The sequence below is a fragment of the Mesorhizobium sp. P2_C4 genome (assembly GCF_056404575.1).
Genome location: NZ_JBFUDT010000011.1, coordinates 26,051 through 44,327, shown reverse-complemented (window position 1 = coordinate 44,327; position 18,277 = coordinate 26,051). Strand labels below are relative to the sequence as shown.

General features: G+C 64.2%; 18 protein-coding genes. 6 read left to right on the top strand and 12 right to left on the bottom strand.

Annotation, left to right across the window (positions count from 1 at the left end; translation table 11 throughout):
* The first annotated feature begins 95 nt into the window (after positions 1 to 95).
* Positions 96 to 404, top strand: a complete 309-nt coding sequence (locus AC1DX6_RS28620) for a putative quinol monooxygenase (protein WP_477319611.1) — start codon at positions 96 to 98, stop codon at positions 402 to 404.
* Between the two features lie 31 nt (positions 405 to 435).
* Here the strand turns inward: AC1DX6_RS28620 and AC1DX6_RS28615 are convergent, their stop codons facing one another.
* Complete coding sequence (locus tag AC1DX6_RS28615) at positions 436 to 2,160, bottom strand: heparinase II/III family protein (RefSeq protein WP_477319609.1); 1,725 nt, start codon at positions 2,158 to 2,160, stop codon at positions 436 to 438.
* A 162-nt stretch (positions 2,161 to 2,322) separates the two neighbouring features.
* Positions 2,323 to 3,165 (bottom strand): helix-turn-helix transcriptional regulator, encoded by an 843-nt coding sequence (locus AC1DX6_RS28610; protein WP_477319607.1) that lies wholly within the window; start codon positions 3,163 to 3,165, stop codon positions 2,323 to 2,325.
* Between the two features lie 92 nt (positions 3,166 to 3,257).
* On the opposite strand from AC1DX6_RS28610, the gene AC1DX6_RS28605 reads away from it, so the two are divergent.
* Positions 3,258 to 4,184 carry a phytanoyl-CoA dioxygenase family protein gene (locus tag AC1DX6_RS28605; protein WP_477319605.1) on the top strand — a complete coding sequence of 309 codons (927 nt, stop codon included), beginning with the start codon at positions 3,258 to 3,260 and terminating at the stop codon, positions 4,182 to 4,184.
* Between the two features lie 157 nt (positions 4,185 to 4,341).
* Here the strand turns inward: AC1DX6_RS28605 and AC1DX6_RS28600 are convergent, their stop codons facing one another.
* Together AC1DX6_RS28600 and htpX are read right to left on the bottom strand one after the other, a co-directional pair.
* Positions 4,342 to 5,730 (bottom strand): RsmB/NOP family class I SAM-dependent RNA methyltransferase, encoded by a 1,389-nt coding sequence (locus AC1DX6_RS28600; protein WP_477319603.1) that lies wholly within the window; start codon positions 5,728 to 5,730, stop codon positions 4,342 to 4,344.
* Positions 5,721 to 6,719, bottom strand: a complete 999-nt coding sequence (gene htpX, locus AC1DX6_RS28595) for a zinc metalloprotease HtpX (protein ID WP_477319602.1) — start codon at positions 6,717 to 6,719, stop codon at positions 5,721 to 5,723. The genes AC1DX6_RS28600 and htpX overlap by 10 nt, the downstream gene beginning before the upstream one ends.
* A gap of 123 nt (positions 6,720 to 6,842) precedes the next feature.
* Between htpX and AC1DX6_RS28590 the strand changes: the two genes are divergently transcribed.
* The gene (locus AC1DX6_RS28590; RefSeq protein ID WP_477319600.1) at positions 6,843 to 7,064 is read left to right on the top strand and encodes a DUF1674 domain-containing protein; all 222 of its coding nucleotides are present in this window, start codon (positions 6,843 to 6,845) and stop codon (positions 7,062 to 7,064) included.
* Between the two features lie 211 nt (positions 7,065 to 7,275).
* On the opposite strand, the gene AC1DX6_RS28585 is transcribed toward AC1DX6_RS28590, so the two are convergent.
* Positions 7,276 to 7,941 (bottom strand): HAD-IA family hydrolase, encoded by a 666-nt coding sequence (locus AC1DX6_RS28585; protein ID WP_477319598.1) that lies wholly within the window; start codon positions 7,939 to 7,941, stop codon positions 7,276 to 7,278.
* A gap of 168 nt (positions 7,942 to 8,109) precedes the next feature.
* Here AC1DX6_RS28585 and AC1DX6_RS28580 point away from each other — a divergent pair, with 168 nt between their 5' ends.
* Positions 8,110 to 8,979, top strand: a complete 870-nt coding sequence (locus AC1DX6_RS28580; RefSeq protein WP_477319596.1) for a transglutaminase-like domain-containing protein — start codon at positions 8,110 to 8,112, stop codon at positions 8,977 to 8,979.
* Here the strand turns inward: AC1DX6_RS28580 and AC1DX6_RS28575 are convergent.
* The 3 genes from AC1DX6_RS28575 to acs form a co-directional block, all read right to left on the bottom strand.
* Positions 8,937 to 9,410 carry a hypothetical protein gene (locus AC1DX6_RS28575; protein ID WP_477319594.1) on the bottom strand — a complete coding sequence of 158 codons (474 nt, stop codon included), beginning with the start codon at positions 9,408 to 9,410 and terminating at the stop codon, positions 8,937 to 8,939. The genes AC1DX6_RS28580 and AC1DX6_RS28575 overlap by 43 nt on opposite strands.
* Before the next feature lie 94 nt (positions 9,411 to 9,504).
* Positions 9,505 to 10,248, bottom strand: a complete 744-nt coding sequence (locus AC1DX6_RS28570) for an MOSC domain-containing protein (RefSeq protein WP_477319592.1) — start codon at positions 10,246 to 10,248, stop codon at positions 9,505 to 9,507.
* Positions 10,248 to 12,203 (bottom strand): acetate--CoA ligase, encoded by a 1,956-nt coding sequence (gene acs, locus AC1DX6_RS28565; protein ID WP_477319590.1) that lies wholly within the window; start codon positions 12,201 to 12,203, stop codon positions 10,248 to 10,250. The genes AC1DX6_RS28570 and acs overlap by 1 nt, the downstream gene beginning before the upstream one ends.
* A 302-nt stretch (positions 12,204 to 12,505) precedes the next feature.
* On the opposite strand from acs, the gene AC1DX6_RS28560 reads away from it, so the two are divergent.
* Positions 12,506 to 12,778 (top strand): usg protein, encoded by a 273-nt coding sequence (locus AC1DX6_RS28560; RefSeq protein ID WP_477319588.1) that lies wholly within the window; start codon positions 12,506 to 12,508, stop codon positions 12,776 to 12,778.
* Between the two features lie 279 nt (positions 12,779 to 13,057).
* Here the strand turns inward: AC1DX6_RS28560 and AC1DX6_RS28555 are convergent, their stop codons facing one another.
* Both AC1DX6_RS28555 and AC1DX6_RS28550 read right to left on the bottom strand, forming a co-directional pair.
* The gene (locus AC1DX6_RS28555; protein WP_477319586.1) at positions 13,058 to 14,092 is read right to left on the bottom strand and encodes an aldo/keto reductase; all 1,035 of its coding nucleotides are present in this window, start codon (positions 14,090 to 14,092) and stop codon (positions 13,058 to 13,060) included.
* 37 nt (positions 14,093 to 14,129) lie between these two features.
* Positions 14,130 to 15,311 carry an MFS transporter gene (locus AC1DX6_RS28550; protein WP_477319584.1) on the bottom strand — a complete coding sequence of 394 codons (1,182 nt, stop codon included), beginning with the start codon at positions 15,309 to 15,311 and terminating at the stop codon, positions 14,130 to 14,132.
* Positions 15,312 to 15,429: 118 nt separating this feature from the next.
* Here AC1DX6_RS28550 and AC1DX6_RS28545 point away from each other — a divergent pair, with 118 nt between their 5' ends.
* Complete coding sequence (locus AC1DX6_RS28545; RefSeq protein WP_477319582.1) at positions 15,430 to 16,335, top strand: LysR family transcriptional regulator; 906 nt, start codon at positions 15,430 to 15,432, stop codon at positions 16,333 to 16,335.
* Between the two features lie 63 nt (positions 16,336 to 16,398).
* Here AC1DX6_RS28545 and AC1DX6_RS28540 read toward each other — a convergent pair whose 3' ends face one another.
* Both AC1DX6_RS28540 and AC1DX6_RS28535 read right to left on the bottom strand, forming a co-directional pair.
* Positions 16,399 to 17,448, bottom strand: coding sequence for an aldo/keto reductase (locus tag AC1DX6_RS28540; protein WP_477319580.1), 1,050 nt, complete (start codon positions 17,446 to 17,448; stop codon positions 16,399 to 16,401).
* 107 nt (positions 17,449 to 17,555) lie between these two features.
* Positions 17,556 to 18,218, bottom strand: coding sequence for a YggS family pyridoxal phosphate-dependent enzyme (locus tag AC1DX6_RS28535; RefSeq protein WP_477319578.1), 663 nt, complete (start codon positions 18,216 to 18,218; stop codon positions 17,556 to 17,558).
* Positions 18,219 to 18,277 lie beyond the last annotated feature (59 nt).

The following is an 18,277-nucleotide window of genomic DNA, read 5'->3' as shown; positions in this document are numbered from 1 at the left end:
ACATGAGATCAGGAAATCAAGCGCCGCGCGCCGTTCCAAGGTTTCGTATTTGCTGGCCCCGGGTATAGGCTTGACCATCCTGGAGGAGCAAAATCATGGCATTTGTGCGTATTGGCCAGTTCAAAGCGTTGCCGGACACGACCGAGCAGTTGCGGGCAATCTACGAAACCGAGGCGATCCCCGCCATCCGCGCCGCAGACGGCAACATCAGCGCCGTGCTGCTGCAGCAGCATCAGGCGTGCGACACATTCATGGCGATCACCGTTTGGAGCACTGTGGAGGACGCCGAGCGCTATGACCGAAGCGGCCAGGCGGCGGCGATGGTGGACAAGATCCGCTTCGCCTTCGCCGGTCCGCCGTCGCTGAGCACCTACGACGCCTTCGGTGTTTCGCAACAGGCCTGAGCTGACCGACTGATTGCCCGCAGAGCAGCGGTCAGTTGTTTTCCGGGTAGCCGGCGATGGTCGTGCGCGTCAGCTGCCAGTGGACCTCCGAAATCTCCGAGGCCTTGAAGGCAATCACGATCTGGCGGCTGCGGCGCGGGCCGCCCAGCCCGGCGAAGTAGATCGACTCATCGACCTCCGGCACCACTTCGGCGCAGGTGAACACCCAGGTGTCGGCGCCGTCGGCGGCCAGCACCAGCCGGTCATGTTCGTCCTGAAGCACGTTGATGTCGGGATGGATGTGGAAGCGCAGCGTGACGAAATCGCGGCCGTTGTTGCGGATCGCCGCATTGCCGGGCCGCTGAATGCGGTCCCTGCCGGCAAGCACATTGCCGTCCGACGACAGTTTCAGTTCGCGTTCATGCAGGAAGCCGAAGCGTGCCACATAGCCGTCGTGGCGGGCGATGAAGCCCTGCATGCCCTTCTGGTCGATGCGCTTGCACGGCACATGCTGCGGGCCGCCGATCAAGGGTGTGCCGAGCAGATCGTTGACGCGCAGCGAATGGCTGAAGCGCGCCGACGACGTGTCGTTGATGGTGGCGGTCGAATGCGCCGCGGTGGCACGCGCCAGCGGCCGGAATTCGGCGGCGCCATAGGTGTCGATGCCGGCATTGACGACATAGTGCTGGCGGCCCGAGGACATTTCGAAGGCGAGGCAGCCGGCATGCGCCGCGTTGGACACGTCGACAGGCGGCGGCAGGCCGGTATCGGCGATCACCGTCACGCCGCCCATGGACAGCCGCTCATAACCTGAATGCGGGGCGTGCAGCAGCGGCGCGCCGGCAGTGTCGTCGTGGCGCAGAATGGTGGCGATACGGTCATGGATGGTCGCGCCCATGCCGTTGAAGCGGGCGAGGCTGCCGTCCTGGTGGCGAAAAAAGCGCAGCGCCGGCAGCATGCGGTCGATGGCGCCCATCAGCGCGGCAGGCGGTGTCTCCGCCTGGTTGGCATAAGTCTGGCGCAAGGGAAGAAGGTCGGCGAGCAGCTCGAGAACCGTCATTGGATTGCGGGAGATATGGCCGCCGTCGGCAAGGATCTGGCGGTCGAGCTCCTCGGCGAGATTGCGGGTGGCGCCGCGCAGCGCCGATGCCGGCGCCGGCAGCGACAGAGCGGCAAAGGCCAGCGCGATGCGGGCGCGCAGCCTGTCCTTGCCATCCGGCATCTCGCGCGCCATCGACCTGAGATAGCGGATCTGGACGGCAAGCGATTTCAGGAAAGCGCGGTAGAAGGGAAACTCGGCGCCCTGCAGCACAACCGAGGAATGCTGCAACCAGGCAATGACGCGCTTGGCCGTGGTGCCGGGCTCCCAGGCGATGCCGGAAATATTGCCGCCATGGATAGCGATCCAGTCGGAAACCAGCGCGCGGGCGTTGGCGGCGGCAAGCTCAGTGCCGGCGGCGCGCATATGGCGCAGCCAGCGAAAGCCGTGCAGTGTCTTCAGCCAACCGCGGTTGGAGACCCCGATCTGGAACGGCGACTTGCCGCCGGTCTCGACCAGATGTCCCGACAGCGGATAGCGGCCATAGTAGATCTCGAGCGCAATTTGCGGGTCGGCGAGGCGCAGATCCGGCGGTGCGATGAGGACGCGTTCGGGCGTGCGACCGGAATAACGCCAGCGATAGACAGGCCCGGCACGCAGGCGCCGGCGCGCCTTGCGCCAGAACTCCTTCGCGACAAGTGTCCAAAGACGCGTCGTGCTGCCGGCAGCGAGTGCCAAAACCCCTCCTGATCGTCATTTGCCCCGATACAAGTTTATATGATTCAAGAACTTATGCGAAGGCGAATTCCACCGGCGTGAAGGAGTTCACGCTGTTGCCGCCGGATCAACCCCAAAAAAGTCAGCACATTTCGGGGATCAAGTCCCTGATCATCCCGGCGCTCATGTCCGCCTGTGGCGGCTACGGAACGCGCTGGGCGAACAATTCTCGCGATCGCGAAAGAGCCGGGAAAAATAAAATGCATCGTGGATACCGACCGCAGCCGCGACAGATTCCACTGGGGAATCGGAGGCGACCAGCAATTGCTTGGCAAGGTCGAGCCGTATGCGCAGCTGGAATGCCTTGGGCGACATGCCGGTGGCCAGCGCAAACTTGCGGCGCAGCGTCGCCGGCGACATGCCGAATTTTGCTGCGAACGCGTTGAGGTCGAGTGGATCGAGCGCGCAATTGCGCAAGTTGTCCACGACGTGCTGAAAATCGGTGGCGCGCCGAAAATCGGGATCTCGTTTGCGGTTGTTCCATTGGGCCGCCTGCCGGGCGGCCCGTACAACGATTGCGTGCATGGTGGCAGCGGCTTCCGACTGGCTGAGCACGGTATCCAGCGACAGTTCGGCATGCAGCCTGTCGAACAGGCGCTGCATTTCGCCAAGGTCGTGCAAGGCAACGACAGGTTCGTCTTCGACGATGAGCCGCAGCCGCGTGAAATCGCGCGTCATGGCGCCGTCGAAGAGCGCCCAGCGTTCGGTCCAGCCCGACGCGTCCGGTCCATAGGAATGTGTCTTGCCGGGAAACAGCCAGAACAAGGCCGGCGCCGCGATCGCCTGCGGGCCGCCAGCCCTGGTTTCAAGCCAGCCTTGCCCCTCCTCGACGAGCACGACGGCAAAATCCGGCAGCCTGCGATTGGTGATTGCCTGGGTGACGCGATGCCGGCCGACGCCCGTTGCCGACAGGCCACCGGCAGCGGCCGGCGGCGATCTGTACAGCGCGAAGTCCCGGTCCGGCATGAGCGAAAAGTCCAGCTTTGCTTTCTGTCCATGGGCAAAGTGAGAAGCCTCATGGCACCATTCGTCGAAATCACACGCCATGGGTGATCGAAATGTCAAGCCTTGCCGCCGGCGGACAACGCGAAGCCGCTGTCGATCTGATCGCCAACGGCAAGGTGTTGTCGACAGCGCAAAACCGGCTGGGATATCTCACCCCGACCGATCCTTCGGTCGGCATCGAGACGATCCGCAAGCTCTTTGCGGCGCAGGGCTATGTCTGGCTGAAGGGTCTGCTGCCGCGCAGCGACGTGGTCGATTTTCGCGGCTTTGTGTTTTCGCATATGGCGGATACCGGGCTGCTCAAACCCGGGCTCGATCCGTCGCTCGGCATAGCGGCAGCCGACGCCTTTGACCGCCAGCTCGCCGACCGCCGCCTGATGTCGCTGGTTCGCTCTGCCACCTATGAAGGCTTTTGCGCGCAGCCGCCTCTGTCCCGCTTCATGGACAAATTCCTGGATGGGCTGTCCTACCTGCACAAACGGAAGATCATGCGCTTCACCCAGCCCGGATCGCCGGTCGCGACGCCGGCGCATTACGATCTTGTCTATCTGCGTGGCGGCACCAGCCGCATCGTCACGGCCTGGATACCGCTGGGCGATATTTCAGTCGATATGGGCGGCCTGGTCTACCTCGAGGGGTCGCATGCGATCGGCGCTGGCATGGAAGCCCGGTTCAACAGGGACAATGCCGGCATGGACGCCCAAGAGCGCATCAGCGCCTACAACCGCAACATGGCCGAGGGTGGCTGGGTGTCGAAGGATCTGCCCGAAATGGCGGAGCGCTTCAATGCGCGCTGGCTGATCGCGGATTTCGAGGCCGGCGATGTCGTGCTTCACTCGCCCTACATGATCCATGCCTCGACGACCAACCGGAGCATGGACGGGCGCATCCGGCTTTCCACCGATATCCGCTTTCAGAACGTCGACGATGAAATCGATGCGCGGTGGGGGAACCACTGGTCGCTCGACGACATGCTTTAGGATGTATCGATATTCAGGTGAGGCCGGCCTGCGAGTGCCGGTTTCCTGCGCTTCCGGTGCTCACGTACTTAAGTACGCTCCGCTCCGGTTCTCGGAAACCGACGCTCTCGGCTCGGCCTGACCTGAATCTCGACACATCCTGACTGCGCGTTGCACCTTAGACTAAGCGCCGCATGCGGGCGGCGAAGAAGCCGTCGAGACCGGAAATCCCGGGCGAGCCGAGGTCGAGGTCGGCGGGCGTGGTGCGCAGCGTGCCTTGAGGCGTCAGGAAGGCATCGAGGCCGGCGATCTCGCCTGGCTGCAGTGGATCGTCGATGACGCTCTTGTCGCCGGACAGGAAGCCTCGATGAAGCTCCTCGCCTTCGAGCGGGTCGAGCGAACAGTTGGAAAAGACGATGCGTCCGCCCGGCTTGACCAAAGTGACGGCGCGGGCGAGCAGCTTTCGCTGCAGGTCGGCGAGTTTCTCGACATCGGCCGCCGTTTTGGTCCAGGGCACGTCGGGGTGCCGACGCACAGTGCCGGTGGAGGAGCAGGGCGCGTCGAGCAGCACGGCGTCGAACAGTTCCGCCGGCTGGTATTTCAGCAGGTCGGCCTGGACAATCTCGGCGGCGAGGCCGAGACGTTCGAGGTTTTGCGTCAGCCGCGCCAGCCGGTTCTTGGAAGTGTCGACGGCAGTGACTTTGGCGCCGGCAAGGATCAGCTGCGCGGTCTTGCCGCCGGGTGCGGCGCAGAGATCGGCAACGCGAAGCCCTTGCACATCGCCGAACAGGCGCGCGGGAAAGCTGGCTGCCGCATCCTGCACCCACCAGGCGCCGTCCGCGAAGCCGGGCAGTTCGGTGACCGAGGCACTGAGCTTTTCCACGCGCACGGTGCCGGTCGGCAGCACGATGCCGCCGAGCTTTTCAGCCCACAGCGAGGGGTCGGATTTGACCGAGAAGTCGACCGGCGCCTCGACACGGTGGGCCGCGAGAATCTGCCTGGTCTTGTCGGCGCCATAGGCGGCCTTCAGCCGGTCGGAAAACCATTTTGGCGCCTCGTCGGTGGCGGCAAGGGCGGTGGTCAGTTCGGCCTCTTTCGCCCGCGCCAGCGTGCGCAGCACACCGTTGACGAGGCCGGAGAAACGCTGCGTGCGTGGATCGGACTTGGCGTGGGTCACGGCAAGGTCGACGGCGGCGCTGTCGGGAATGTCGAGGAACAGGATCTGCGCCGCCGCCACATGCAGTATGTGCGACAGCGCCGTGGCGTTGGGCGGCAGCGGCTTTTCCAGACGCCGCGCCAGCAGCCCCGAAATGGTCATGCGGTAGCGCAGCGCAGTGACCAGTATGGCGCGCACCAGGCCACGGTCGCGCAGGTCGAGCGCCTTGTATTGCGGGTGGCCGTTCTCGTGGTCGGTCAGCCCATCGAGCGGTGTCCTGGCGTCGATGACGGCGGCGAGCAGGCGGGCGGCAGCCTTGCGGGCGGCGAGGCCGGCCACCGGTCCATCGGCGTCGCCTGTTTCACGATCGGCTGAAACTGCGGGCCGGGGCCTGGCTCCGCTCACGACCACGGACCTTTGGGTCCGGTCGGATTGCGGCCCCAGGGATTGGATTTCGGCCTGGCCGGTTCAGCCGGCTGCTCGGGCTGCACTGCCTTCTCCCATGGACCGGACGGCCGTTGCTCGTCCGCCTGCCGTGGTGCTGCAGCCGTCTCAGTCATCTCCCGCGCCATCGCCTGCAGAGCGGCGATACGGTTGTCGGTGTTCGGGTGGGTGGAAAACAGACTGTCCATGCGCTCGCCGGAAAGGGGATTGATGATGAAGAGGTGGGCGGTCGCCGGATTGCGTTCGGCATCCGGGTTGCGGATGCGTTCGGCGCCGCGGGCGATTTTGTCAAGGGCAGACGCCAGCCATAGCGGGTTGCCAACGATCTCGGCGCCGCGCCGATCAGCCTCATATTCGCGGGTGCGGCTCACCGCCATCTGCACGATCATGGCTGCGAAGGGGGCGACAAGCATCGCCACCAGCACACCGACAAAGCCGAACGGGTTGTTGTTGTCGCGGTTGCCGCCGAAGAAGAAGGCGAAATTGCCGAGCATCGAGATCGCGCCGGCAAGCGTGGCGACGATGGTCATGGTCAATGTGTCGCGGTGCTCGACATGGGCGAGTTCATGCGCCATGACGGCGGCAACCTCCTCACGCGTCAGGGCCTGCAACAGGCCGGTGGAGGCGGCGACCGCGGCATTTTGCGGATTGCGGCCGGTGGCGAAGGCGTTGGGTTGCGGGTTGTCGATCAGATAGGTTTTCGGCATCGGCAGGCCGGCCCGATTGGCGAGGTCGCGCACAATGGCGTAATATTCAGGCGCGTTCTTCTCGTCGACCTCGACGGCGCGGTTCATCGACAGCACCATCTTGTCGGCGTTCCAGTAGCTGAACAGATTGGTGCCGGCGGCGAACAGCAGCGCAATCACCATGCCGCCGGTCCCGCCGATCAGAAAGCCGACGCCCATGAACAGTGCCGTCATGGCGGCGAGAAGCATGGCGGTGCGCAAGGTGTTCATCGTCTGCTCCGTCTTTGCTCGTGGCTAGGTTTGGGGCGGCGGTAAAAAAGGGTCGATCCTCGTGGGCTCATCGCTATATGATGGGAAACGCCTGCGCTCGTTTCAATCCGCCGGACATATCGCATGATCGACGAAACCAGAAAAACCGACGCCGTTCCCGGTAGCGACACGCCACAAAAGCCACTGTCGCCGGCGGCCAGCCGCGCTCTGGCCGAGGCCAAGGCGCGCCGCGAATCCTATGGCGAGAAGGAAGCCGCGCTGCCGAAGGAAATCGGCGGCCGCGGCGGCAAGGAGCCCGGCCGCTATGGCGACTGGGAGGTCAAAGGCCTGACCAGCGACTTCTGAGGATATGCCGGGATTCAGGTGATGCCGGCCTGCGAACAACCGATTCCTGCGCTTCCGGCCTTCGCCGGCCGAAGCACTCATGAGTGGTCGCGGCAGTTTAGGCTACGGCCGGCGTAGGCCGGTGCTCACGTACTTTAAGTACGCTCCGCTCCGGTTCTCGGGAACCACCGCATTCGACTCGGCCTGACCTGAATCTCAACACACCCTTGGCTTAGGCGGCGTTGCGCTGGGGTTCGAGGGCAATCCAGTCGTTTTCGTCGACGGTGATGCCGACCCCCTCGTAGCCGCCTATCGCAGCGTGCTGCGTCGGCAGTGGGTGCTGGTGGGTGGCGCTGATCACCATCACCGAGGCGCCCGCGGCCTCCGCTGCCGCGATACCGGCCGGGGCATCCTCGAAGACCAGGCAGTCGCCGATATCGACGCCGAGCTGTTTTGCCGCCAGCAGGAAACAGTCGGGCGCCGGCTTGCCGTGGGAAACGTCCTCGCCCGCGACCATCAAGGCGGGAACCGGGATGCCGGCCGCCTGCATACGCAACAGCGCCAGCGAGCGCGGCGCCGAGGTGACGATCGCCCAGCGCTCGGGCGGCAGCGACGCCAGGAACGCCGCGGCGCCGGCGATTGGAACAATGCCATCCAGATCGGCCGCCTCGGCCTGTAGCAGCAAATAGGCTTCGTTGGCGGCATCGACGCCCGGAAGCGCCAGCCGGCCGATGGTCTCGATCGCCCGCACGCCATGGATCGTCGGCAGGAATTTCACGACGTCGAGACCTTGCCGAAGCGCCCACGCGGCCCAGACCCTTTCCGCTGCGGCTATCGAATTGATCACCGTGCCGTCCATATCGAACAGGAAGGCCGCGAATTTTCTGCCTGCAAACATCTGAAATCCTGGGAGCGCTTGGGGAGGGGAGAGGTGTCACTGACCGTAACGGTGCGGCAGCCGGATGGGAAGGCGCGCGGCTGTCTTTTCGGCCAGCCCAAGGGAACCACGGCCCGACCTCTTGCGTTTGACCAACTGTTTTCCACGATGACCAACAGGGGGACTGCGATGCTGATCCGACTCGGCTACGAAATCGCCATTGACTGTGTCGCCACCACGCCGGTCGTCTCGCTGCTCGAAATCCACAAGGACAGGCAGGCCGACATCAAGCGGCAGACCAAGGTGCTCACCTCGCCATCAGTGCCGACCAAGATCTTTCACGACCTTCATGGCAATGCCTGCCGGCGGTTCACCGCACCTGCCGGCAATTTTCGCATCCTCTACGACGCCGTCGTCGAGGACAGCGGCGAGACCGACGCGGTCAATACGCTGGCCAGGGAAGTGCCAGTGGCGGAGTTGCCGGACGAGGTGCTCTTCTATCTCCTGGGCAGCCGCTACTGCGAGACCGATCACCTCAGCGGACTGGCCTGGCAGCGCTTCGGTTCGCTTCCATCCGGCTGGGCGCGGGTGCAGGCGATCGTCGACTATGTCCACAACCGGCTGTCCTTCGGCTACGGCTATGCGCGCTCGACCCGCACGGCGGCGCAGGCGCATGAGGAGCGCGTTGGCGTTTGCCGCGATTTTGCGCATCTGGCGATCACGCTGTGCCGCTGCATGAACATTCCGGCCCGCTACGTGAATGGCTATCTTGGCGACATCGGTGTGCCACTTGACCCGGCGCCGATGGACTTTTCTGCCTGGATGGAAGTGTTCCTCGACGGCAAATGGTACACGTTCGACCCGCGCCACAATCGCCCGAGGATCGGCCGCGTCGTCATTGCGCGCGGACGCGACGCCACCGATGTGCCGCTGTTGCACAGTTTCGGCCAGCACCAGCTCTCATTGTTCAAGGTGTGGACCTACGAGCAGGAAGGCAATCTGTTCAACCCGCCCTATCACGGCATCGACAGGACGGTCAGCGCACAGATGCTGGCCTGAAGGGCCGAAAACGGAAAAGGCCGCCGCTTCTTGCGAAGCCGGCGGCCTTCCGTGTTTCCGTCCGTGGCGCGGCCCATGGCGGTGACCGAAGTCACCCGCCGCGCATTTCGCGCCTTAACGGGAAGACTGCTTCCCGAAAGTGCAATCCGCTGAGGCCACGTTCTGGAAAACGAAATCACTCGACATCGGATCACCTCCTTTCGATTTGTTGAACACACCATGATGATGGGGTCTCGTTTGGCAAATGGCAAGTCGCCACAGTCGAAAAAGCCGCGCGCGGGTTTTCCGCGCCGAAGCGTACCGGGAACCTTCGCTCGTCGCCAAGCTTCGAGATTGGCCGATGCCCTCGCGCCTTCGTCATCCTCGGCCTTGACCCGAGGATCCATGCCGCGACCTTTGCCGGGGAATGCGGCGGAAACAAAACTCTGCACTGCTGCAACGCGTTAGCGTCACGGCATGGATACTAGGGTCTGCGCCGCGTCGCTTCGCTCCTTGCTTCGCCCGAGTATGACGAAACCACAACCCTCAGAGAAGCCGCATCGTTGCGCCGATCTCGACGCGGGCGGGCTGGTCGACCGTGCAGTAGACGCCGAGATTGTGCGCGTTGTGGCGCACCAGATTGCGCAGAATTCCCGGGTCGTGGTCGAAGCCGTCCTGGGCGATGATGGTGAAGCCGCAGCGACGGCACGGCTCGGAAATGGTCAGCTTGAGGTCGCCGATGGCCAGCTTCTTGCCGATCCATTCCGTCTCGGGGAACGATCCCTCAATCGCCGCCATGTCGACGACGATGTTGGGGCGGAAGCGGCGCGGGTCGGCGGCACCTTCCGGATGCAACGCCTTCAGGCGCGCCAGCGACGCCGTGGTCAGGAGATGGATGGGCGCCTTGCGGTAGCGCGCCGCGGTCAGCGGGCCGGAATAGCCGGGCGCGGCATTTTCAGGGTCGAGCGGCCGGATCGAGGCTTCGAAGCCGAGATAGGCTGATACGGCGCGGTCGCTTTCGGCGCCGGGTGCCGCCAGCCAGTCGCCGCCGGGAATGGCGACCTCAAGCTGGCGAGCTTGCGAAAGCCGGGTGCGGATGCGCGGCACCTTGTGCCATTTCGCGTCGCGATCGGGCCGGGCGATCTCGTTGTCGGAGACATCGACGAGACCGAACATGCGGTCGCCGTCGATGCTTTCCAGATCCACCGAAATCGCGTCCAGCCGTTCGCCGGCGAGCGAACTCGCCGGATAACGCCAAAGCTCGGTGACGGACCCGACTGTCGGCTGCATCAGCTCTTCTTGTTCTGCCGGTTGGCGACGAGGTCGTCGACGACGGCCGGGTCGGCCAGCGTCGAAGTGTCGCCGAGGGCGGCAAAATCGTCCTCGGCGATCTTGCGCAGGATGCGGCGCATGATCTTGCCCGAGCGGGTCTTCGGCAGGCCGGGCGCGAACTGGATCTTGTCGGGGGTCGCGATGGCGCCGATCTCCTTGCGGACATGGCCGACCAGTTCCTTGCGCAGATCCTCGCTGGGCTCGACACCTTTCATCAAGGTGACATAGCTGTAGATGCCCTGGCCCTTGATGTCGTGCGGATAGCCGACGACCGCGGCCTCGGAAACCTTGTCATGGCTGACCAGTGCTGATTCGACTTCCGCCGTGCCCATACGGTGGCCGGAGACATTGATGACGTCGTCGACGCGACCGGTGATCCAGTAGTAGCCGTCGGCGTCGCGGCGGCAGCCGTCACCGGTGAAGTATTTTCCCTTGTAGGTGGAGAAATAGGTCTGGATGAAGCGCTCGTGGTCGCCATAGACGGTGCGCATTTGGCCCGGCCATGAATCGGTGATGCAGAGATTGCCGTCGGCCGCACCTTCCAGCACCTTGCCTTCGCTGTCGACCAGCTGCGGCTTGACGCCGAAGAAGGGCCGCGTCGCCGAACCGGCCTTGAGGTCGGTGGCGCCCGGCAGCGGCGTGATCAGGATGCCGCCGGTCTCGGTCTGCCACCAGGTGTCGACGATCGGCACCTTGCCGTTGCCGACGACGTTGAAATACCACTGCCAGGCTTCGGGATTGATCGGCTCACCGACCGAGCCCAGCACGCGCAGCGACTTGCGCGATGTCTTCTTCACCGGCTCATCGCCGGCGCCCATCAGCGCGCGCAGCGCCGTTGGCGCGGTGTAGAAGATGTTGACCTTGTGCTTGTCGATGACTTCCCAGAAGCGCGACTGCGAGGGGTAGTTGGGCACGCCTTCGAACATCAGCGTGGTGGCGCCATTGGCGAGCGGGCCGTAGACGATGTAGCTGTGGCCGGTGACCCAGCCGACGTCGGCGGTGCACCAGTAGATATCGCCGTCATGATAGTCGAAGACATATTGGTGGGTCATCGAGGCATAGACGAGATAGCCGGCGGTGGTGTGCAGCACGCCCTTCGGCTTGCCGGTCGATCCCGAGGTGTAGAGGATGAACAGCGGATCCTCGGCCTTCATCTTCTCGGGCTTGCATTCGGCTTTCACCGAAGCGACTTCATCGTGGTACCAGACGTCGCGGCCCGGCGCCCAGCCGACCTTGCCGCCGGTGCGGCGCACGACGACAACCTTGTTGACCATGACGAAGTTCTTGGCGGCGATATCGATCGCCTTGTCGGTGTTTTCCTTCAAGGGAATGGTCTTGCCGCCGCGCAGGCCTTCGTCGGCAGTGATGACGAAGGTCGATTCGCAATCGACAATGCGGCCGGCCAGCGCATCTGGCGAAAAGCCGCCGAAGACGATCGAATGGATGGCGCCGATGCGGGTGCAGGCGAGCATCGCATAGGCCGCTTCGGGGATCATCGGCATGTAGATGGTGACGCGGTCACCCTTCTTGACGCCGTGCTTCTTCATCACATTGGCGAGCCGGCAGACATGCTCGTGGAGCTCATTGTAGGTGATCTTCTTGTCGTCATAGGGATTGTCGCCTTCCCAGATGATGGCGGTCTGGTCGCCGCGCTTCTTCAGGTGGCGGTCGATGCAATTGTACGAGACGTTGGTCAGGCCGTCCTCGAACCATTTGATCGAGACCTTGCCGTCGAAGGAGGTGTTCTTGACCTTGGTGAAAGGCTTGAACCAGTCGATGCGCTTGCCGTGCTTGCCCCAGAACCTGTCCGGGTTTTTCACGCTGTCGGCGTACCATTTGAGATAGGTGTCGTTGTCGATCAGTGCGTTTTTCTTCCACGCCGGCTGGACGCGATGGACATGAACCTCGGACATTTCTTCATTTCCTCCCAAACCAATCCGCCGGCTTGAAACGCCGGCGGGATCGCGGCGACGCGGCCGCGAATTCGGCGGCATTATTACCAGTTCCGCGGTGACGGCAATATTAGACGTTGGGTTTGCGTGGCGGGATGACGCAGGGGTACTACCCATCGCTGTCAGCACTCGATCAAGCTCGCTGCTAACCACATGTTTTCGCGAGGAAAAGCCTGCTTCGATCAGGAAAAATCAATAGACAGTTAAGCAACGGCGCGCACAATGTTGCGTGGGAGGCGAGGTTAATCAACCTGGGGGCTGCAATGCGCGACCATGCCGAAATGGACCTGATGCTCAGGGGTTATGGCCTGACCACGGCCAAGATTCTCTATCACTTTCCCGACCACCCGCATCTCCTGCAGAGCTTCATCTGGCAGGACTATGACCTGGCGCCGAAGTTCCCGGTGCTGGTCCGCTTCATCGAGTTCTGGAAGGCCAAGCTCGACGGGCCGCTGCATTCGGTCGTCTACACGCACCAGAAGCTGATCGCGCCGAATGAGTGGCGCAAGGTGGATGGCGAATTCGTGCTGCATTAGGGGCAGCGCAGACCGCAAGTGATTGGCGGAACACCCATCGCTTCGTCATCCACGGGCGGAGCAAGGAGCGTAGCGACGCGGCGCAGACCCGAGGATCCATGCCGCGACATCAAGGCGTTGCTACGGTGCAGAATTCTACCCCGTTGCATTCCTCGGCTGATGTCACGGCATGGATCCTAGGGTCTCCGCGACGGAGCTGCGCTCCTGCTTCGCCCTAGGATGACGAACCTCCAAGGCCGCGGCCAAACTACAAGCGCTTGCGCTGAGTCAGCCGGCGCTTCACACCGCCGGCGGGTTCAGCCTGGCAAAACCTTCCTGGCGGCGATAGGGGAAATACGGGTAGGGCGCGGTGACTTCGCTTGCGGCGTCGAGCTTTTTCATCTGGTCCGGCGTCAGGGTCCAACCAATGGCGCCGAGGTTCTGGCGCAATTGTTCCTCGTTGCGGGCGCCAATGATGACGGAGGACACGGTCGGGCGCTGCAACAGCCAGTTGATGGCGATCTGCGGCACGGTCTTGCCGGTTTCCTCGGCCACCGCGTCGAGCGCGTCGACGACCCGGTAGAGATGCTCGTTCTCGACCGGTGGGCCGAAGCTTGCGGTATCGTGCAGCCGGCTCTTTTCCGGTAGCTTTTGGCCGCGGCGGATCTTGCCGGTCAGGCGGCCCCAGCCGAGTGGGCTCCACACCAGCGCGCCGACACCCTGGTCGAGGCCGAGTGGCATCAGCTCCCATTCATAGTCGCGGCCGAGCAGCGAATAATAGACCTGATGCGCGACATAGCGCGGGTAGCCATGCCTATCGGCGAGGCCGAGCGACTTCATCACTTGCCAGCCGGAGAAATTGGAGACGCCGACATAGCGCAGCTTGCCGGCGCGCACGAGTTCGTCGAACGCCGACAGCACCTCCTCGATCGGCGTCGCGGCATCGAAGGCGTGCAACTGCAGAAGGTCGATATAGTCGGTGCCGAGACGCCCGAGCGCATCTTCCACGGCCTTGATCAGCCGCGACCGGGAGGAGCCGAAATCGTTCGGCCCGTCACCCATCGGCAAAGACGTCTTGGTCGAGATCAGCACCGCGTCGCGGCGGCCCTTGATGGCTGCGCCGAGCACGTCTTCGGACGCGCCGTTCGAATAGACGTCCGCCGTGTCGAACAGATTGACGCCGGCTTCCAGGCAGATGTCGATCAGTCGCCGTGCTTCATTGGCATCGCTGGTGCCCCAGGCGCCGAACAATGGCCCCGAACCGCCGAAGGTCCCAGTGCCGAATGAGAGTGCCGGGACCTTGAGGCCCGATACGCCGAGACGTCGATAGTCCATCTTTTTTCTCCTGTGATGTCGAAAGGGTTAGGGCTCGCTAGGAGCGGGCAGGCGCTGGTTCGCCGAGCGCCGGGTTGCGATCCAGGCGCAGCGTCAGCGTGGCCGCGGCGAGCGCCGAGAGCGGCAGCAAGGCCGCGATCCAGCTGACGGCGCCGAGGCCGGGGCCGTGGGCGACGACCATGCCGCCGAGCCAGGCGCCGCCGGCATTACCGAGATTGAAGGCGGCGATGTTGAAAGACGAGGCGAGACTCTGGCCGGCGCCTTGCGCCTTTTCCAGCACCCACATCTGCAGTGGCGCCACGGTGGCAAAGGCGGCGGCGCCGAGCAGGCCGACATAGATGACGGCCATTATCTGGCTGTGCAGGGCGAAGGTCATGGTGCCGAGGACCAGCGCCAGCACGACGAGGCTGCCGAGAACCGACGGCACCAGCCAGCGGTCGGCGAATTTGCCGCCGAGCAGATTGCCGGCGATCAAGCCACCGCCGAAGACCAGCAGGATCGGCGACACGGCGGCTTCCCCAAAGCCGCTGATCTCAGTCAACAGCGGGGCAATATAGGTGAAGACGGCAAAGACGCCGGCATAGCCAAGCACGGTGGTGGCAAGGCCGAGCAGCACCGGTGTGCGACCGAGCACGGCAAGATCGCTGCGCAGGTTGCTCTTTTCCGGTGATGCCTGGCTGCGCGGCACCAGCAGGAGAATGATCGCGAAAGCGGCGAGCCCGACCAGGGTTACCGCCCAGAAGGTCGCGCGCCAGCCAAAAGCCTGGCCGAGCCAGGTGCCGAAGGGAACGCCAAGGATGTTGGCGATGGTCAGGCCGGTGAACATCAGCGCGATCGCCGAGGCCTTCTTGTTGGGCGCCACCAGTCCGGTCGCCACGACCGAACCGACGCCGAAGAAGGTGCCGTGGGCGAAGGCGGTGAGCACGCGGGCGCCCATGAGCGTCCAGTAGTCGGGGGCGAGCGCACAGGCGAGATTGCCCAGTGTGAAGATCGCCATCAGCGCCAAGAGAACGGTCTTGCGCGGCCAGCGGCCGGTGGCGATGGTCAACAGCGGCGCGCCGATGACGACGCCGAGTGCATAGCCCGAAATCAGCTGGCCGGCGGCCGAGATCGAGACGCCGAGGTCGGTGCTGACGTCAAGCAGCAGACCCATGATGACGAATTCGGTGACGCCGATGCCGAAGGCACCGGCCGCGAGGGCATATAGAGCAACAGGCATGACGGTTTCCACTTCGAGGAGGAAGGGCCTTCTCACGCCCCCGAGCTGGAAGATCGTGATGTCACGCACTGTGAACCAGACTTGCGTGAGGCACATTGTCTGTGAAATAGATTCATGAATGGCGAGACCCGACATCAACCGCTCCGGCGAGATCGAAGTGTTCGTCCGCGTCGTCGAGACCGGGAGCTTTTCGGCGGCGGCGCGCGCTTTGCGCATGACGCCTTCGGCGGTGAGCAAGCTGATCGCGCGTCTCGAAGGGCGGCTCGGCGCGCGGCTGGTCAGCCGCTCGACGCGCAAGCTGCAGCTCTCCCCGGAAGGCTCGGCCTTCTACGACAGCGGCGTGCGCATCCTGGCCGACATGGCGGCGGCCGAGCGCGAGGCGGCGGCAGGTGCGGCACCGCGCGGGCTGTTGCGCGTCAACAGCTATGTGCCTTTCGGGCAGCACCGGCTGATCCCGCTTTTGCCGCGCTTCCTCGAACGCTACCCTGAAGTATCAGTCGATCTGGTTTTGACCGACAGCGTCATCGACCTGATGCAGGAGCGCGCCGATGTCGCTATCCGCGCCGGCCCGCTCAACGAATCACGGCTGGTGGCGCGCAAGCTCGGGCAAAGCCGGACCGTCGTCGTCGCGGCACCTTCCTACCTTGAGACGCACGGTACCCCGCTGATGCCGGCCGACCTCGAGCGCCACAACCGGATGAGTTTCGGCTTCGTCCGGCACATTGACGGCTGGCCATTCCTCGACGGCGCGGGCGGAAGCGTGATTGTCCCGACGACTGGCAACGCGCTGGTCAGTGACGGTGAGGCAATGCGGCTGATGGCATTGGCAGGCGCCGGCATCGCCCGGCTGGCGCGCTGGCACGTGGAGGCCGACATCGCCGGCGGGCGGCTGTTGCCATTGTTGGAAGATTTCAATCCGGGTGATGAGGAGTTCACCCACGCCGTCTATGTCGGCCAGGGCAAGCATCTGCCGGCGCGGGTGAGGGCTTTTCTCGATTTCCTTGTCGAGACCGTGCGGCTCTGAACAACTGCAAAAGGCCGCGTACCGACGGGGCACGCGGCCTTCGCAACCTGTCGTCGAAAACCCCTACGTCTTCGCCACGAACGGCGCCGGGCGCCGGGCTGCCGCTTGCCGCTCCAGCATCCAGCCAGGGTATTCGGCGGGCAGTGCGCTCACCCCATCGAGCTTCGTCAGATCGTCGGCGTCGAGCTTCAGCTCGGTCGCGGCGAGATTCTGCTCGAGCTGCTCCATGCGGCTGGCGCCGATGAGGACGCTCATCACAAAGGGTTTGGCCAGGACATAACCGAGCGCGACGGTGGCGACGCTGACATCATGCTTTTTGGCGATCTCGCGCATCACGGCCACTGCTGCCCAGGCGCGGTCCTCGTTGACCGGCGGGAAGTTGAAGGAGGCGCGGCGCCCCTCGCCATTGCCGGGCGCGCCAGGTCCGTATTTGCCGGACAGCAGCCCGCCCGCCATCGGCGACCAGACCATCAGGCCGAGCTTTTCCTCGTTGATGAGCGGCACGATCTCGCGCTCGAGATCGCGGCCGGCGATCGAATAGTAGGACTGCACGGTCTCAAAGCGTGCGAAGCCCTTGCGCTCGGCGATGCCCAAGGCCTTGGCGATGCGCCAGGCTTGCCAGTTGGAAACGCCGACATAGCGGACCTTGCCGCTGGCGACGAGATCGTCGAGCGCCCGCAGCGTTTCGTCGATCGGGGTCACCGCATCGGTGCCGTGCAGCAGGTAGAGATCGATATGGTCGAGCTGCAGCCGCTCGAGGCTGGCATCGACCGCATCCATGATGTGGCCGCGAGAGGAGCCGCGCTCGTTCGGACCGCTGCCCATGGCGCCATGCACCTTGGTGGCGATGATCACGTCCGACCGTTTGACGCCGAGATCCCTGAGCGACTGGCCGAGCAGTTTCTCGGACTGGCCAAAGGAATAAACATCGGCCGTATCGAAGAAGTTGACGCCGCCGGCGATCGAGCGGCCGACGATCTCGTTGACGCCTTTCTGGTCGAGGCTGGCGATCAGGCCCCATTGGGCGTTTTCGCCGGCGGCGCCGAACGTCATGGTGCCGAGGCAAAGTTCGGAGACGAACATCCCCGTGTTTCCAAGTTGATTGTAGCGCATGGTGCGGCTCCAGAGGTGTGGTGATGACACCGGTCATATAGGAACGACACGTTTCGTTTCCAGTGTTGGTGCAACCGGCCGGTGGCTCTGGACCAAGACCTGACTGGCTACCGGCTACCGAAGATCGCCGACCCGACCCTGACGCTGGTGGCGCCGAAGGCGATTGCGGTCTCGTAATCGCCGGACATGCCCATCGACAGTTTTGCGACGCCGGCCTCGGTCGCGAGTTTCTCCAGCAGCGCGAAATGCGGGCCGGGATTCTCGTCGGCGGGCGGGATGCACATCAGGCCTTCGATGGCGAGGCCATGGACGTCGCGGCAGCGGGCGACGAAGGCGACGGCCTCGCGCGGCTCGATGCCGGCCTTTTGCGGCTCCGAGCCGGTGTTGACCTGCACGTAGAGTTTTGGCGCGCGGCCCTGTCGTGCAATTTCCCTGGCGAGTTCGGCGGCGATCTTTTCGCGGTCGACCGTCTCGATGACGTCGGCGAGCGCGACGGCTTCCTTCGCCTTGTTCGACTGCAGGGGGCCGATCAAGTGCAGCTCGATGTCGGGGAATTCAGCTTTCAGCGCCGGCCATTTGGCCTGCGCCTCCTGCACCCGGTTTTCGCCGAAGACGCGCTGGCCGGCTTCGATGACCGGGCGGATGGCGTCGGCCTCAAAAGTCTTCGACACGGCAACCAGCGTCACCGAACCGGGGTTGCGGCCGGCCTCACGCTCGGCAGCAGCGATCCTCGTCTTGACGGCGAAAAACTGTTCGACGGCCTTGGCCATGCCTACATCCTGCCTGTCTTTAATCGTGCTCGCCGGCTCGCCGCAGTTGACGGGTCCGG

Bases quoted from the DNA above. Each gene is read 5' to 3' on its own strand.
- AC1DX6_RS28605 (WP_477319605.1), top strand. From the start codon at position 3,258: ATGTCAAGCCTTGCCGCCGGCGGACAACGCGAAGCCGCTGTCGATCTG.
- AC1DX6_RS28555 (WP_477319586.1), bottom strand. From the start codon at position 14,092: ATGGACTATCGACGTCTCGGCGTATCGGGCCTCAAGGTCCCGGCACTC.
- AC1DX6_RS28610 (WP_477319607.1), bottom strand. From the start codon at position 3,165: ATGCCGGACCGGGACTTCGCGCTGTACAGATCGCCGCCGGCCGCTGCC.
- AC1DX6_RS28585 (WP_477319598.1), bottom strand. From the start codon at position 7,941: ATGTTTGCAGGCAGAAAATTCGCGGCCTTCCTGTTCGATATGGACGGC.
- AC1DX6_RS28560 (WP_477319588.1), top strand. From the start codon at position 12,506: ATGCGCGACCATGCCGAAATGGACCTGATGCTCAGGGGTTATGGCCTG.
- AC1DX6_RS28590 (WP_477319600.1), top strand. From the start codon at position 6,843: ATGATCGACGAAACCAGAAAAACCGACGCCGTTCCCGGTAGCGACACG.
- AC1DX6_RS28620 (WP_477319611.1), top strand. From the start codon at position 96: ATGGCATTTGTGCGTATTGGCCAGTTCAAAGCGTTGCCGGACACGACC.
- AC1DX6_RS28580 (WP_477319596.1), top strand. From the start codon at position 8,110: ATGCTGATCCGACTCGGCTACGAAATCGCCATTGACTGTGTCGCCACC.
- htpX (WP_477319602.1), bottom strand. From the start codon at position 6,719: ATGAACACCTTGCGCACCGCCATGCTTCTCGCCGCCATGACGGCACTG.
- acs (WP_477319590.1), bottom strand. From the start codon at position 12,203: ATGTCCGAGGTTCATGTCCATCGCGTCCAGCCGGCGTGGAAGAAAAAC.
- AC1DX6_RS28570 (WP_477319592.1), bottom strand. From the start codon at position 10,248: ATGCAGCCGACAGTCGGGTCCGTCACCGAGCTTTGGCGTTATCCGGCG.
- AC1DX6_RS28545 (WP_477319582.1), top strand. From the start codon at position 15,430: ATGGCGAGACCCGACATCAACCGCTCCGGCGAGATCGAAGTGTTCGTC.
- AC1DX6_RS28550 (WP_477319584.1), bottom strand. From the start codon at position 15,311: ATGCCTGTTGCTCTATATGCCCTCGCGGCCGGTGCCTTCGGCATCGGC.
- AC1DX6_RS28540 (WP_477319580.1), bottom strand. From the start codon at position 17,448: ATGCGCTACAATCAACTTGGAAACACGGGGATGTTCGTCTCCGAACTT.
- AC1DX6_RS28535 (WP_477319578.1), bottom strand. From the start codon at position 18,218: ATGGCCAAGGCCGTCGAACAGTTTTTCGCCGTCAAGACGAGGATCGCT.